At 68.7% G+C, this 15,083-nt stretch carries 15 protein-coding genes; 7 read left to right on the forward strand and 8 right to left on the reverse strand.

The features are described from left to right. Positions 1–25: 25 nt before the first annotated feature. The 6 genes from ACWD5D_RS04635 to ACWD5D_RS04660 all read right to left on the reverse strand — a co-directional run bounded on the left by ACWD5D_RS04635 (position 26) and on the right by ACWD5D_RS04660 (position 6,260). Positions 26–652 (reverse strand): hypothetical protein, encoded by a 627-nt coding sequence (locus tag ACWD5D_RS04635; protein ID WP_451371309.1) that lies wholly within the window; start codon positions 650–652, stop codon positions 26–28. Further along, positions 649–816 carry a hypothetical protein gene (locus ACWD5D_RS04640; protein WP_451371310.1) on the reverse strand — a complete coding sequence of 56 codons (168 nt, stop codon included), beginning with the start codon at positions 814–816 and terminating at the stop codon, positions 649–651. Before ACWD5D_RS04640 ends, ACWD5D_RS04635 begins: the two co-directional genes overlap by 4 nt. Then, positions 813–2,426 (reverse strand): DEAD/DEAH box helicase, encoded by a 1,614-nt coding sequence (locus ACWD5D_RS04645; RefSeq protein ID WP_451371311.1) that lies wholly within the window; start codon positions 2,424–2,426, stop codon positions 813–815. The genes ACWD5D_RS04640 and ACWD5D_RS04645 overlap by 4 nt, the downstream gene beginning before the upstream one ends. 321 nt (positions 2,427–2,747) lie before the next feature. Next, positions 2,748–5,309: a DUF927 domain-containing protein gene (locus tag ACWD5D_RS04650; RefSeq protein WP_451371312.1), complete on the reverse strand. Its 2,562-nt coding sequence runs from the start codon at positions 5,307–5,309 to the stop codon at positions 2,748–2,750. Positions 5,310–5,392: 83 nt separating this feature from the next. Next, on the reverse strand, positions 5,393–5,902 hold the full coding sequence (locus ACWD5D_RS04655) for a hypothetical protein (protein WP_451371313.1): 510 nt from the start codon (positions 5,900–5,902) through the stop codon (positions 5,393–5,395). A 94-nt stretch (positions 5,903–5,996) separates the two neighbouring features. After that, positions 5,997–6,260 carry a helix-turn-helix domain-containing protein gene (locus ACWD5D_RS04660; protein WP_451371314.1) on the reverse strand — a complete coding sequence of 88 codons (264 nt, stop codon included), beginning with the start codon at positions 6,258–6,260 and terminating at the stop codon, positions 5,997–5,999. Positions 6,261–6,478: 218 nt separating this feature from the next. Between ACWD5D_RS04660 and ACWD5D_RS04665 the strand changes: the two genes are divergently transcribed. The 4 genes from ACWD5D_RS04665 to ACWD5D_RS04680 all read left to right on the forward strand — a co-directional run bounded on the left by ACWD5D_RS04665 (position 6,479) and on the right by ACWD5D_RS04680 (position 10,491). Beyond that, a complete protein-coding gene (locus ACWD5D_RS04665; protein WP_451371315.1) occupies positions 6,479–7,336 on the forward strand; it encodes a helix-turn-helix domain-containing protein in 858 nt (285 codons plus the stop codon). Positions 7,337–7,377: 41 nt separating this feature from the next. Further along, positions 7,378–8,946 (forward strand): site-specific integrase, encoded by a 1,569-nt coding sequence (locus tag ACWD5D_RS04670; RefSeq protein ID WP_451371316.1) that lies wholly within the window; start codon positions 7,378–7,380, stop codon positions 8,944–8,946. Then, positions 8,943–9,452, forward strand: a complete 510-nt coding sequence (locus ACWD5D_RS04675; RefSeq protein WP_451371317.1) for a hypothetical protein — start codon at positions 8,943–8,945, stop codon at positions 9,450–9,452. Before ACWD5D_RS04670 ends, ACWD5D_RS04675 begins: the two co-directional genes overlap by 4 nt. A gap of 430 nt (positions 9,453–9,882) precedes the next feature. After that, positions 9,883–10,491, forward strand: coding sequence for a hypothetical protein (locus ACWD5D_RS04680; protein ID WP_451371318.1), 609 nt, complete (start codon positions 9,883–9,885; stop codon positions 10,489–10,491). Positions 10,492–10,571: 80 nt separating this feature from the next. Here ACWD5D_RS04680 and ACWD5D_RS04685 read toward each other — a convergent pair whose 3' ends face one another. Together ACWD5D_RS04685 and ACWD5D_RS04690 are read right to left on the reverse strand one after the other, a co-directional pair. Continuing rightward, complete coding sequence (locus ACWD5D_RS04685) at positions 10,572–10,697, reverse strand: hypothetical protein (RefSeq protein WP_451371319.1); 126 nt, start codon at positions 10,695–10,697, stop codon at positions 10,572–10,574. 264 nt (positions 10,698–10,961) lie between these two features. After that, entirely contained in the window at positions 10,962–11,843 is an 882-nt protein-coding gene (locus tag ACWD5D_RS04690) for a helix-turn-helix transcriptional regulator (RefSeq protein WP_451371320.1), read from the reverse strand. Positions 11,844–12,064: 221 nt separating this feature from the next. Here ACWD5D_RS04690 and ACWD5D_RS04695 point away from each other — a divergent pair, with 221 nt between their 5' ends. The 3 genes from ACWD5D_RS04695 to ACWD5D_RS04705 are packed head-to-tail and all read left to right on the forward strand — an operon-like array spanning position 12,065 to position 14,905. Beyond that, positions 12,065–13,501 carry an MFS transporter gene (locus ACWD5D_RS04695; RefSeq protein WP_451371321.1) on the forward strand — a complete coding sequence of 479 codons (1,437 nt, stop codon included), beginning with the start codon at positions 12,065–12,067 and terminating at the stop codon, positions 13,499–13,501. Continuing rightward, complete coding sequence (locus ACWD5D_RS04700) at positions 13,491–14,387, forward strand: alpha/beta hydrolase (protein WP_451371322.1); 897 nt, start codon at positions 13,491–13,493, stop codon at positions 14,385–14,387. The genes ACWD5D_RS04695 and ACWD5D_RS04700 overlap by 11 nt, the downstream gene beginning before the upstream one ends. Then, on the forward strand, positions 14,384–14,905 hold the full coding sequence (locus ACWD5D_RS04705) for a hypothetical protein (RefSeq protein ID WP_451371323.1): 522 nt from the start codon (positions 14,384–14,386) through the stop codon (positions 14,903–14,905). The genes ACWD5D_RS04700 and ACWD5D_RS04705 overlap by 4 nt, the downstream gene beginning before the upstream one ends. The last annotated feature ends 178 nt before the right edge of the window (positions 14,906–15,083 follow it).

Here is a 15,083-nt window from a genome sequence, read left to right on the forward strand (position 1 = left end):
GACCCTAGAGTCACGCACAAGCGGTTCACGCCGTTTCCTTCGTGTCGGACTCCGTCAGTGCGAACCAGTCCATCGCCGTCGCGTAGGTGTAGCTACACCAGGGGCACGTCAGCCGGGTCTCACCCGGCAGCCGGCTGATGACCGCACCGCAGGCAGACCCGTCGGCCGTCACCTTGACGCACGTCCCCAACCGCTGCGCCTTCGGCTTCGGATCACCCACGATCGACAGCGCGGCCCCCTCCATCCCCCGTACCTCCCGCGCCAGATCACCGGCCGCCGGATACTCGACCGCGATCCAGTCCAGGTTCATGCCCAGCCACCGAGCCGCAGCCAGCACCCGCCGCTCGACCGTCCCGGCGAAGACCGGCTCCCCCCAGCCCCGGAAGCGTTGCGCGTCCGCCCGCCAGCCCTCCAGCACGAGGGCAATGCCGCCGTACCGGAGGTCGAGAACCATCTCGTTGACGGGCAGTCCGGGCTCCGCACGGCCGCCCGCGACACGCTCGCCACCGCCGTGGACGGCGGGGACGAGGAAGCCCTCCAGCGCGGCGTACCACTTCGGCATTCGGTCCAGGCGGGCAGCGAGCAGGGTGGTGTCCCTCTCGCACAGATACCGGCCGCCGGTCTCCTCGCCGCACAGCTCGCAGGAGGTCACTGTGCGGCCCTCTCGCGTGCGGCCGCGAGCTTTGCCTCGGCGGCGCGCGCGGCCTTACGGTCCCGGCGGTCGTCGAGCAGGCCGAAGCCGATCTGGACCAGGAACATCAGGTACACGCCGATGGCGATACCGATGGCGAGCAGTTGGATTTCGTGGTCGCTCATGCTGCAAGTCCTTCCAGCGCGAGGTCGTAGTTGCGCAGGGCCTGGCCCGTCGCGTGGATGTCCATAAGGTCCGAGACGTCGCCGGCGGTGCTGCCTGGCGGGATGGGAACGCGGTTGTAGCGGCACCAGGCACGCTGTTTCGTGCTCGGCTGTCTGCTCCGGTACTGGGCTGCGCGGTCCAGGTACGACGGGTGCACCAGGCGCCGGGCCTGGTCCTCCGTCCAGCGCATCGTCTCCGTGAGCGGGGCTTCCAGGTCCGGGCTCGGAGGGCGGACGCCTGCGCCGGAGTCCCAGCGACGCACGCGGTAGACGCCCGGCTTGCTGCCGCGGATGAGGAACAGGAACATCCGCGGGGTGAGCGGCACGAACCACACGCCTGTGTCGGTCTGGAGCCAGCGGACGGGGGACTCGTGGAAGAGGTTGACGTCCTCCCACTCGACGCTGCCGATCGGTGCGTGGAGGTCTTCCTCGTCGGCCGCCTCCCGCAGGGACTGGCCTTCCTTGGCCTTGGACAGCTTCTTGCCCGTGAGGTCGACGATGGAGGCGAGCTTGTGCCGGGTGGACGCGCCCATGACGTCCAACAGCAGGGCGTCCTGCTTTCCCTCCCACAGTCGGAGTGCCCGGCCGGCCATCTGGCAGTACAGACCGGCCGACTTGGTGGGGCGGGCTATGACCGCGCACGACGTCCACGGAGCGTCGAAACCCTCGGTCAAAACCATGCAATTCGTCAGTACCTGGACGTCACCGGCCTCGTACCACTTGAGTGCGGTCTGCCGGGCTTCCTTCGGCATGTCGCCCCAGATCGTGGTGGCGGAGATCCCCACGTCGTTGAGGGCGTCGGCCATGGACTGCGCGGTCGCGACCGTCGGGGTGAAGACGACGCCGGCCCGGTCGGAGGCGAACTCCTTGTAGGCGTTGGCCACCACGTCGGCGGCGCCGGAGTCGTCCAGGGCTTGACCCAGCTGGCCGTCCTGGAGGTCGCCGTGCCTGGTTTTGACCTTGTCGAGATTGAGGCCATCGACGACGACGCGCTTGCCGCGGACGTCGACGAGGTAGCCGTCGCGGATCATGTCGAGGATGTCGAGGGTGAACACGACGTCTTCCCAGACTTCGGCGAGTCCGCCTTCCTGCCGGGTCATGGTCGCGGTGAACCCGGCGACCGGGATACCGCGCCAGGCACCGAAGTGCTCCAGGACATCGAGGTAGGTGCGGGCGGCGGCGTGGTGGCATTCGTCGACGATGATCAGGCCGATGTCGCGGATGGCGTTGCGGCGCCGTTCGACCGCGAGGGTCTGAATGCTGGCCACGACCACGTCGACGTCGCGGTGGTCGTTGTGCTGGGCCTTGACGATGCCGACGCGGAGGTCGGGGCGGACGGCGCGAACCTTGTCGGCGGCCTGGGTAAGTAGTTCTTCGCGGTGGGCGATGACCAGGGCGCGGTGGCCGTCGAGTTGGGCGAGCATCTGGCTGATCAGGTTGGCGAACACGACGGTCTTCCCAGCACCGGTGGGAAGGACGACCGCGAGCCGGTTACCCGGACCGGCAGCCCAGCCGGAGGTGAGCGCCTGGATGGCCTTGGTCTGGTAGGGGCGGGGCTTGAATTCAGGCATGGGTCACCTCGGCTCGGAGCGAAGGGGAATGGGTTACGCAGTGCGTAACCGGCGCGTAACCGCCTGCGTAACCGGATTTCGTGGGGCTGACCTGCTGTTCTTTCTTCTCTTCTTCTTGAGTTACGTAGTTACTTAGAAAGCACATGCACACACGCACGCTCGCCCGCGCCTGCGGGCGCGCGCCTGCAGGGAGGTGTGTGTCCGCGTCGATTGCGTAACTGGCGCCCCAGAAGTTGCGGCGAGGCTCTGACCTGCTGCTAAGTCGCTGCGAGGCGGTTACGCCACCTGAGTAACTGGGCTGCGTAACCGTTGGGTTGTGGGTCACGCGGCCTCCTGCAAGGACTCGGTGAGGAGGGCGTCAGGGGTGAAGACGAAGCAGCGGACCGCCCGCCCGTCGATCTTCACGTTGACCCGGTAGACGGTGCGGCCCTTGTCGGTCGCGGACATCAGGTAATCGGAACTGATCCAGCCGCCGAGGACGGCGTCGAGGGAGTACCCGGCGTCAGCGAGGATGCCCCGGAGCCGCTCGGGGAGGACCGCCACGAACGTGCCCTCCTTGCGTACCTGAGTGGCGCCGAGCCAGCCGCGTACGGGCGGGCGGTCGTCCATGCGCCCTGGGTACAGTTCGAAGGAGTGTCCGGCTAGGTATTCGCGGACGACGTCCATGGCCATCTCGGGCTGGTTGTCCGTGGAGCTGCCGACGGTGAACATCTCGGCCCACGTCTCTGCCGGAAGCGGCTCGTACGGAAGGATGCCCGTCTCGCACGCCATCGCCTCCGCGAGCGCCAAGACGGCCACCATGGGGGCGCGGCGGCCCGTCATGGCGCTGTCGCCCCGGAACAGCACGGCGAGTTCCTTGTGGCGCGTCCTGAGCCGTTCCCGGCCACCCTCACGCGCCAGGCCCTTCCGGATCAGTTCGGCGAACCGGGGACCGGCGTGACCGTAGTTGGCGAACACCGCGTCGTGAACCTCGCGAGCCGTGTCGCCGTCGTCACCGAACGGGGCCTCTGTGGTGCACAGGGCACGGGCCGCCGCGCCCTGGTTCCGCGTGTACGAAAGGATGCTGCGCTCCCCGGAGGACAGCAGGATCGTCTGCCACGGGAGGGCGCCCGCGTATCCGCCGGACCGGTCCTTCCCCTTCTCCATCGGCAGCTGGTACAGCAGGTAGTCGATGATGCCCTCGTCGGAGACGGCCATCGTCTCGTCGAGGAACGTGGGCAGGCCGCGGACCATGTTGAGGCGCTTCTCGATGGCGAAGACGGTGCCGCGCCAGTTGGAGATGGCGGACGCGTTCTCGCTGGGGTTGGCCCAGACGCTGCACCCGCACTGCAGGGCTGTCGTCTTGCCCTTTGTGGACCGCGAGGACACGTCGACGGTGAATGAGTCCAGTCCCAGCGGGCGGAGCAGCGGTGCGGCCAGCGCGGCGGCGAGCACGATCCTGGGGACGCGGTGCGGCTCCAGGAGAGCAACAGCCTGCCGCCACTCCTCGAAGGTGCCAGCCGTACCGAACGCCTGGGAGGGCAGCCGCTGTTCGTCGTAGCGGACCTCCAGCTTGATCCCGGAGTCGGGGGAGGAGACGAACGTGCCGTCGGGCTGCCAGCCCAGGTTGCGGGCCAGCTGCTCGCGCGGGATGGCCTTGGGGTTGGCGGCCTCGAACTCGGCGAGCCAGCGTTCCAGGATGCGCGCATCGCCCTCGATGGCGGGCAGGCCGGCCGAGCCGAGCGTCTTCACCAACTCGCGACCTCGCTTGGCGATGTCTCGGGCGACGACCCTGGAGATGGTGCGCCCACGGTCGGTCCACGACAGCTGGACGCTCTGCTCGCCGTCCGGATCTTCGTAGGAGGCCGTGACGACGAGCGGGGCGTAGGTGAAGCGGGCCCACGGTGGATCGTCCTTGCCTGTGGTGTGGTCCACGCCGCGTCCGGTGATGCGATAGCCGCGGGGGACAGTGCAGCCGCGCAGGCCGAAGGTGGTTGTGAGGTCGAAGCCGACCTGCTGGCGGCTGTCTTCCTCGATGTCCGGTTGCCGGGCGGTCGTGCCGTCGGCCGGTGCGTCGGTCGGCGGCGGCACGGATCGCAGGTGTGTGCGCGGGTCGGTGATATCCACCAGCTCGTCGAGGGTGTGCCCGGCGGCAAGGTGGTCGACGATGTCGGCCTTGGGCCGGTCGACGGCGGCACGCACGATGCGGACCTCACGGACCCGCCCCTTGAGGGCGGCCGCAACCTGGCGGGCATGCTTGATGCCCGGCTCGTCGTTGTCGGCGAAGACGGTGACCTTGGCCGCGCCGTCGAAGTACGCGGCCATGCTGGGCCGCCAGTCCCCGACGCTGCCGGCGGTGGTCGCGGTCAGGCCGAGCTTCTCCAGCGCCTGGACGCACTTCTCGCCCTCGCCCCACCAGAGTTCCTCGCCATTCTTCACGGCGGCGATCACCTGCGGGAGGCGCCACGGGACCCGGGTGACGTCCTTGATGCTCCAGACGGTGTTGCCGTTGACGATGCGGTACTGCTTGAAGCTCTTGGACTTGCCGTCCTTGCCGGGTTCGACGCGGTCCTTGCGGTACTGCTCGTTGCCGTCCGCGTCTTCGTAGATGTAGGTGGCGACGACCTGCGGGCGATCGGGCCGCTCCAGGGGCTTGTCGAACAGGTCGGCCTTGGTCAGCCCCAGGCCGGCGATGATGTCGTCCTTGCCTTCTTCGCCGCAGACGTGGCAGTGAAGGACGACGCCGAGGTTGCCCTGCCGGATGGACATGGACGGCTTGTCGTCGGGGTGGGCGGGATTTCCGCACTGGGCCTCGAAGCCGCCGCCGGAGCGGCGGTAGGTGAGGCCGTTGGCGTCGCACGCCTTGAGTACGAGCTCTACGGCGACACCAGGGAAGTTGGTCACGAACATGTCCCTCGTGGTGGGTCTGGTGGTGGTCCGTGAGTGCCGGGGGCAGGCGGGGGGATGCGCCTGCCCCCGGCGGGTCCTCAGCCGGTGCTGTCGTCGAGCGCGGGGCCGCGGCGGGCCTGGCGGACGGTGATGACCTGGTCTCGCAGCGCCTCCATGGCGTCGGCGGCGGCGCGCAGCTGGGCGGTGACGGTGGCGACCTCGTCCAGGCCGCAGTCGGACGCCATGCCGGAGTCGACGTAGACCAGGGGGGCGCCGTCGTCGAGGCCGACGAATCCTATGGAGACGGGCCAGCCGGTCTGGGTGGCCTCCATCTCGTGGTTCGAGTGGGTGTCGTGGCCGGGGGCGGTGTCGGTGCACAGGCCCGGCCAGACCGGGCAGGCGCTGGTGCGGAGCGCGTTCAGACGGGTGATCGTGCCGGTGGCGATGGCGTCGGCCAGCTCGGGCGTGTACTGGTCAGGGATGGCCTTCTGCATGGCCACGCGGACGGCGTCCGGGGTGGCGGCGAGGATGGCGTCCAGGTCGACGCCGGTGCACTGTTCGCTCGGGTCCGGCATCGCCATTGATGCCTCGGGGATTACGCTGGTCATTGAGACGTCTCTTTCCGGCGGCGGCGCTGATGGGGTGGGCTAGACCCCGGGTGCCGCCGTCTTGCTGGTTAGCGCTGGTTGGACTGGGTCGTTCTCAGGCGGCGTCGGACGTGCAAGGTCCGGCGCCGTCGCCGTTCTCGGGGGTGATCTCAAGGACGCGGAGAAGGTCCTCGGTGATCACGCGGTACGCCTTGCCGGCGCGGAGCACCTTGCAGGGGAACTCGTTGGCGCGTACCAGGGCGTATGCCGTGGTGCGGCCGATCCCGAAGGCCCGTGCTGCGGTCTCCACGTCGACGGCTGCGGGGAGCGCGAGCAGGTCGCTCCGGGTGAGCGGGCCTCTCGCGATTGCCGTTGTCATGATTCGTGACACTCCTTGCGGAAGTTGCTTCCTGAGGAAGTGATCCGAGTCTGGACTTCTCTTTCGAGCCATGTCAAGCGCTGTTGTCTTGTGCGAGCACAGATCCCGTGGGACTGTTGCTGAATCCTGACAGTCCCTGTCGGGCCGTCCGGTCGCGTTCGCACTGTTCAGGCGGGTTCGATTGGTCCGAGCACAGATGCCGTGGGAGTCTCGCCGTCATGACACAAGAACCTGAGCCCGACTGGTCCGCGCGCCTTGCCCTGTCCGTAGCGCGGGAGGTCCGCCGGCACCGACAGGCGAAGGGGTGGAGCGCGCAACAGCTCTCCGACCGTTGCGCGGAGATCGGGATGCCGATCCAGAGGTCGGTGCTGGCTAACCTGGAGAGCGGTCGGCGGACAACCGTCACGATCGCCGAGATTTCCGTCCTGGCGGCCGCCCTTGAGGTCCCTCCCCTGTCTCTTGTGTATCCAGCCGGGTACGAGAAGGTGGTTGAGGGGCTACCTGGACGTCACGGAGATGCCTACGACTGGGCGTTCTGGTTCTCGGGGGAAGAGCTTTTGCCAGGCGAAGAGAACGAAGAAGCAGAAGGTCGACTTCTGGCGTTCCCAATGAATCGCGCCAGGTCGATTCAGCATGCTGTCATGAGGCACCTTGATGCCAATGAGAGGTATATACGGCGTATGGAGAAATCGCTAGCAGAGGTGCACGAATTCAATCACTACTTTGACCTGTATAAGCGAGCCCTGGATGAAGCCGAAAAGATCATTTCGGTACGAGAAGGGCTGATTAAATCGATCGCGGAATCGGATGACCCGAAGGTGATGCAGGCAGCTTCGGAGCGTCGACGCATCCTCGAAAAAGAGGCGCAAGAGGCCCTGCGTCGGGCGCGCTCCCTGGAGGCTAAGCTCGATGAACGCAAGGACGATGAGCGAGAGATTGAGCTATATCGACTGGAGGTCGAGGCGGCTAAGGTGAATGTTCGTAAAGCCTTGGATGATCTGAAGTCGGATGGTTGGCTAGAGCCAGAGATTCCGGATTATCTGGTGGATCTTTTTGATTCATCGAGTGGCATCTGACGGCGAGTAGATTTAGAACTCTCGGGAAGGGGGCATAATCTATGCCTGCATCTCGCCGCGCTGGCGGCATCAGTAAGCGGTGTGAGTGCCGCGGCCCGGACGGCAAACGCCTCGGCGCCAAGTGCCCGCAGCTGCCGAAGCGATCGCACGGCAAGCACCGCGTCAGCCAGGAACTCCCCGAGGACGCCGACGGGAACCGCCGCCGTTTTCAGCGCACCGGCTACACCGACGGCAAGGAAGCGCAGAAGGACCTCGACCGCATCCGCGCGATCCTCGACCTCGCCGGTGACGACGAGGACGGCCTGCGTCGCGTTGGCGACCTCCTCGCCGAGCTGCAGGCCACACGCGGGCCGATACCGGAGCCGACGGAGGTGTCCCGCAAGCTGGGCGTCGGCGTCCCCCTCGACGGCAAGATGACGGTCGGCGAGTGGCTCGACACGTGGGTGGCCTCCAAGAAGACCAGGCCGACCACCACGGACGGCTACGCCTCCCACATCCGCGTCCACCTGAAGCCCGGGCTCGGCCATCACCGGCTCGACAAGCTGACCGTCGCCCACGTCCAGGAGTTCTTCGACGCCATCGACGACCACAACGAAGTCGTCGCAGCGGAGAACCAGGCGCGCCGCGAGCAGGAAGCGCGCTGCAAGTGGGGGAAGAACTCGCGGCCGCCGGCCGCCGAGTCCGCGCGCCTGGCGGTGGAACGGGAGAAACTCGCGGCGATGCCGCCCTACAGACTCATCACAGGCCCGGCGACCAAGCAGCGGATCCGCGCGACCCTGCGGACCGCGCTGAACGCGTCGATCCGCCGTCAGCTGATCACCTTCAACCCGGCCCAGTGGGTGGAGCTCGACTCCGGCAAGCGGCCCAAGGCGGTGCTGTGGACCGACCAGCACGTGGCGCACTGGCGGAAGACGGGGGAGAAACCGTCAGCGGTCATGGTGTGGACACCGACGCAGATCGGAGCGTTCCTCGACGAGGCCGAGGACGACCGGCTGTACGCGTTCTTCCACCTGGTTGCCTTCCGTGGCCTGCGCCGCGGCGAGGCCGTCGGCCAGGACTGGCGGAACGTCGACCTCGAGGGGCATGCGATCACGATCGCCAAGAACATCGTCGTCCGCCAGTGGACCCCGGAAGAGAGCGCGCCGAAGACCGACGGCAGTGCCGGCACGATCGCGCTCGACAGTCTCAACGTGGTGGTGCTCCGGGCGCACCGCGAGCGGCAGCTGGTCGAGTGTGAGGCCTGGAACAGGCATGCGGCCGAGGAGCGCGCGAAGGGCAAGAAGACGGTGGACTGGACGGACACGGGCAAGGTGTTCGTCGACGTCGACGGGACGTGGCTGCACCCGGAGAAGGTGTCGGACGCGTTCCGTCGGATCTGCCGGCGCGCGGATCTGCCGCCGGTCAACCTGCGGGACTTGAGGCACTGCGCGGCGACGCTGATTCACGCGGGCGGCGGTGACCTCCATGCGATCAAGGAGACGCTGCGCCACTCGACCATCAAGCTCGCGTCGGACACGTACACCAGCCTCTTGCAGGAGGTCGACCTGGAGATCGCGGAGCGTGCTGCGTCCATCGTGCCGAGGGCCCGGAAGTCACCGGAGACGATATGACTGATCAACTCGACATGCTGCCCATCGCCATGCACGGCTTCCACATCGCGCGGCAGCGGTACCTCAGTCAACTTGACGACGGCCAGCCAGAGGAGGTGCTCGTCATCTCTGCCATGGAGGTCATCTACTGGTCCTGCACGCTGGACGAGCAGTTGGAGCGCCGTGACGCCTGGTATCGGGACTCACAGGAGTACGGGCGATCCATTCTGAAAGGGACCCGGTACGCCCGGAACCGTGCGACGCACCAGTTGCCGATGCTCCTGGAGAGTCGTGACGGATTCCAGGCGCCGCTGAGGGCGCCGCTGCGCGCCGAGGAGATTGTTTGGCTGCCACTCGGTCAGCTGCCGCAGCCGGACCGACCGCCCGGCCGGGGCCAGGCGGAGAACTATGAGCTGCATCTCGCAGGCAAGCCGGTGCGGAATACGCTCGATGCGATCGCGGCCTGGTTCGCGGCCGAGCAGAACAGGCCCGGCTCGCCGATCGAGGTTGGTTCATGGGGTTCATGACCGACGGCTCGCGGTACCCTGGACGTGCATCGAGAGGGCTCCTGACCTGCGGGTCGGGAGCCTTTTCTGCTCAGCCATTGCTCAACCGAACGTCTCGGAACGGGCCGACACGGGACGGCATAAGCCGTCACGACGAAGGGTGGGCACCAGTGCCCACCCTTGCCGCGACCAGTACTTTCCGGTGAGGCCCGATAGCGGGTGACACAACTCGGAACAGGGCGTATCGAGGGCGCTGGAGACTCATAATCCGTCGGCCGTGGGTTCGAGTCCCACCCGCCCCACCACCGCTGGTCGGCGCAGGAACGATTTCACCTGCGCCGACTGTGCACCCTCGGATCGTCTCAGGCGGGGAGCGACACGCGGGAGATCGTTAGCTGGCCCGCTGCTGGCCCGAAGGGCAAACGATCAAGACACGAAGAGGCCCCGACGCATGGGGGTCGTCGCCTGCCAGCCGACCGACAGCGCCAAGCCTTCTGGCTCGGGCATCACTTCGACGCCGACCGTGAGCACACCGACCGTGAGCGCCACGCCGAATAAGGACGACAAGCCAGCCACGGAGACGAAGGCCGTCCCGAACTTCGTCGGCATGGGCCTGCAGTCCGCGCAGGACAACGCGCAGGCCGCCGGGTTCTACGGGCTCAAGTCCCACGACGCACTCGGCCGCGACCGCATGCAGATCCTCGACCGGGACTGGAAGGTCTGCTCCCAGAACATCGCCGCGGGCAAGTCCGTGCCTACGGACACCATGCTGGACTTCGGTTCGGTGAAGCTCGCCGAGACCTGCCCGGCCAAGGACCAGGTGCCGCCGTCCGCGGCTGGCGGCAAGATGCCGGACTTCCACGGGAAGAGCGTGAAGGCGGCCCGTGGCGCGCTCGACTCCAGCACCTCGATCACCGTGAACGACGCCAGCGGGGACAGCAGGTGGGTGCTCGTCGAGTCCAACTGGCAGGTCTACACGCAGGAGCCCGCCGCGGGGGCGAAGCTGAACGGACAGCCGGTCACGCTGAATGCGGTCAAGTACGGCGAGTCTTGCCCGTAGACACGGCAAAACGCCCCCTCCCGAAGGGGGGGCGTTCGTCACGCTGGTTCGTCTGGTGCGAAGCCGCCGGGCAGATCCGGTTAGGTCGGCTCGAGGAACACGACCTCCGGGATGGGCGGCAGCTCCTCGCGGCCGAGCTGGACAAGGCTCTTGATGTCGGCGGCGCCAGCGTCCTCGCGGGGCTGTGCGGAGATCGGTTGGGGCATGCGCTCCCCTCAGGGGTACTGGCGGCGTGCCGGGTCGAGGCCGGTGGACAGCGGACCACCCCCCTTCCCGTTGCCGGGCGCGGGATCGGGTGCGCCGTCGCGGCGGCAGACGAGGTCCAGCTGCGTGTACCAGGACCAGCCGATGACGGCAGCCCCGGACTCCGGGTATCCGTCCCTGCCGCATCTGGCCGACCATCTCGGCGCCTGAAACGGCACCTGCCGGGAGGGGTCGTACCCCTCCCGGCAGGTCAGCAGGATCTGGCCTCACACCGCCGCGGAGGTGCTCTCGACCTCAGGTGCGGCTGCGCTGCCCAGCAGGCGCAGAGCCGCCTCGGAGGGTGAGCCCGGTTCGGCCGTGTAGGCGATCAGGCGCTGGCCGGCCGAGCCTGGGATGACGAGGTTCTCGAAGCTCAAGTCCATCGTGCCGACCAACGGGTGACGCAGCTGCTTCAGCCCCGAGGTGCAGGTGCGCACCGGATGGCGGGCCCAGCGGGAGGCGAACTCGTCGCACTGCACGGTGAGTTGGCCGACCAGTTCGGTCAGTCGGCGGTCGTCGGGGTGCCGGCCGGCGATCAGCCGCAGCGAGGCGACCGCGAGCTGCGCCTCGTCATGCCAGTCGGTGTACAGCGCGCGGTAGCGCTCGTCCAGGAACAGCATCCGTGTCACATTGGGCCGGGTGCTCGGCGTCTCGGGGCTGTCCGCGGGCAGATGCGCGGCGAGCAGTGCGTGCCCCAGCCGGTTCCAGGCCAGTACGTCGTTGCGGCGGTCCAGGACCAGCGCCGGCACCTCCGACATGGCCGCCAGCAGCTGCCGTGCCGAGGGGCTGGCCTGCTCCGCGCGGGGTGCGGTGGGGCGGGCCGCGGCGGCGGTGGGGCGGGCCAGGTCCTTCAGATGCGCGGTCTCGTCGTCGGTCAGCCGCAGGGTGCGTGCGATCGCGTCCAGCACGGAGTCCGAGGCACTGAGCGCACGGCCCTGTTCGAGACGGGTGTAGTGGGTGATGCTGACCCCGGCGAGCATGGCCAGCTCCTCCCTGCGCAGCCCGCTGACCCGGCGGCGGGTCGGGTGAGGGGTGATGCCGACGTCCTCCGGGCGCAGTGCGGCACGGCGGGACTTGAGGAAGTCTCCCAGTTCGGACGGAGCGTCCATCGATGCCTCCCGATCAGTCCCCTCCATGATGCCCGCCCACCGCGCCGGTGGTGAGCCGTAAGGGTGGTCATGTGATGACCACCCTTGCGCTGGCTGTGCGAGACAGGGTGCTGGCTGGGGTCCCGGGCCGAGACAAGTCTCTTTCCCAGCGGTGCGCACGACAGACGCACCGAAGAAGCTCGAACGAACTCGAACGAACTCTAATGAAAGGGACTCGAGTCATGTCCGTCACTGATTCGGACACGGCCGCTACGGCCGTGGGAACGGCCCCGCCCGTCCTCACCCCGCGCCTGCGGCTGGTGCTGGTGCTGCTGCTCGCGGCCCAGTTCATGCTGGCCGTGGACTTCTCCATCCTGAACGTGGCGCTGCCGGTGATCGGCGAGGGTCTGGGCTTCTCTCTGGCGCATCTGCAGTGGATCGGCACCGCGTTCGCCCTGTGCGCGGCGGGCTTCACCCTGCTGTTCGGCCGGGTCGCGGACCTGTTCGGCCGTCGTCGGCTCTTCCTCGGCGGTCTGGTGGTGCTGGGCGCGGCCTCGCTCGTGGGCGGTCTGGCACAGAACCCGGAGGTGCTGATCACGGCCCGTGTCTTCCAGGGGCTCGCGACCGCTGCGGTGACCCCGGCCGGCCTCTCGCTCATGACGACCTCGTTCCCGGAGGGCCCGCTGCGGGAGAAGGCCCTCGGCCTCAACGGGGCTCTGATGTCCGCCGGATTCACCACCGGCGCGATCCTCGGCGGCCTGCTGACCGACCTGCTCTCCTGGCGCTGGGCGTTCTTCATCAACGTGCCCGTCGCCCTCGCCGTCCTGATCGTCGCCCCGACGGTCATCAAGGAGTCCCGGCCCGACGAGCGCCCGAAGCTGGACGTGCCCGGCGCAGTCAGCGTCACCCTCGGTCTGCTGGCCATCGTCTTCGGCCTCACCCAGGCCGGTGAGCACGGCTGGGGCTCCGCGAACGCCCTGCTGTCACTGGCGGTCGGCCTGCTGTTGCTGATCGTGTTCTGGGCCGTCGAGCGCAGGGTGAGCGCCCCGCTGGTGCCGCTCGGCGTGCTCGGCAAGCGTTCGGTGGCCTGGGGCAACGTCGCCGGTCTGATCGCCTTCCTCACCGAGACCTCCCTGGTCTTCCTGCTGACCCTCTACCTCCAGGAAGTGCTCGGCTTCTCCCCGCTGGCAGCCGGTCTGTCCTTCGGTGTGCTGGGCATCGGAACTGTCGTCGGCGGCTCGGTCGCCCCGAAGGTCATCGGGAAGATCGGCAGCAAGCAGACCCTGATCACCGGCGGCATCCTGCAGACCGTGTTCACGGCCGCCCTGCTCGGCCTCGGCGACGACCGCTCCTGGATGTGGCTGCTGCTGGTCGCCACCTTCGTCGGTGGTGTGGGCAACATGCTCGTCATCGTCGGATTCATGGTCACCGCCACCTCAGGTCTCGCCGACCACGAACAGGGCCTGGCCACCGGGCTCGCGACCATGACCCAGCAGATCGGCATCACCATGGGCACGCCGATCATGAGCGCCATCGCAACCGCCGCGATGGCCGGCACGGGAGCCTCGGCCGTGCTCGGCGGTCTGAAGACGGCCATCGCGGTCAACGCCGCCCTCGTCCTCCTCGGTGCCCTCACCAGCGCCGTGTTCCTGCGTGGTGTGCGGTCGAGTGCGCAGTAACTCACGACGGTACGAACCCCGCACCGGCCCGGCCGCTCCGGACGAGGACAGGGCCGTACGTCCGGACGGCCGGCGGTCCGGTGAGGTGCAGTGGCGGCCGGACTGGCTCGACGCGGGGACCCATCGCATACCCGTACGGATCTACCGGCCCGGATCGCGCCCGTACGGCTGGCTGGTCTGGGTGCACGGCGGCAGCTGGCAGGCCGGGTCGATCGAGCACTGGCACGGGCCCGTCATGGACCTCGCGAGGACCTCGGGGTGCACGGTGGTCAGCACCGGCTACCGGCTGGCCCCTGGCTACCGGCACCCCGCCCAGCTGGAGGACGTGCTGACCACGCTCTTTTGGGCCGGGGAACAGGCGGCGGACGGCGAGCCGCTGGCGGTCGGGGGCGACAGCGCGGGTGGCACCATCGCCGCCTGCGCGGCCCTCGCCCGCCGAGACCGCGACCAGCCGCTCGCCGCCCAGGTGCTGGCCTACCCGCCACTGGACCCCGACTGCGCCGCTGCCTCCTACACCAGCGAGCGGGGCGCCTTCCCTGCGGCCGAGGACCTCCGGCTGGCCTGGGAGACGTACCGCGGCGGGGTGGAAACCGCCGTACGCGGCGGGACCCCGCTGTACAGCACCCCCCTGGCGGCAGAGCGGCTGGGCGGACTGGCCCCGGCCCTGCTCGCGGTCGGCGAGCTCGATCCCGTCCGCGACGACGTCACGGAGTACGCCCGGCTGCTGCGCGAGACGGGCAACGCCGTACGGCTGAAGACCTTCCCCGGCACCCCGCACGCGACCTTCCTCGCCGCCGGCGGTCCCGGTGCGGGGAACCCGGGGCTGCGGCGCTGGCTCGGCACGGCGCTGCGCGAGCAACTGGAATCAGGGAAGGAGTCTCAATGACCACCACACGGCCCGAGACAGGACTGCCGCACATCGCGGCCCTGCTGCGCCACTTCGGGGACCTGCGCGACGGCACCCACGGCGAGGGCGGCGACACCGTGTCGCGCCGGGGCAAGGAACGGCACTTCGAGCAGGCCGTCGAACTGCTCCACCCGTACGCCGTCCAGGTGCTGGAGGAGTTCGACACCGCCCTGCTCCTCGGTACCGGTGAGGTGACGGCGAGCGGGATCCGGCGCACCCAGGACCGGGGGCTCGGGGCGAGCTGGACGCTGTCGTGGCCCGAGCAGCGGGAGACCAGGATCGCGCCGATCACCCTTTTCGCGTACTACGGCGGCGGCTTCCACCATCCGCATCTGCGAGGCGCGACCGTCCACGACTGGCCGCTGAACGTGTTCACGCCCGAGCAGGCGGCGGCGGAGGTGCCCACGCTGCGCGCGATCGCCACCGGTGATCTGCACAACCTGGTCTTCCAGCGGGACTACCGGATCGTGCCGGCGATCGTGCGGGGCGCGCGATGAGCGGGGCGGCGGCGTCGGCCCCGCGCCTGTCGGTGCTGCTGGACCAGTCGCCCGTCGGCGCGGGCTTCTCACCAGCCGACGCGCTGCGTGCGTCGGTCGAACTGGCCCAGAGCGAGCCCCCGGTGCTGTCGTCGCGAGCGGCGGCACTCCGGCCGGGCAACAGTCCGCTGTCCGTCAC

Source organism: Streptomyces sp. NPDC002520, from assembly GCF_053595235.1.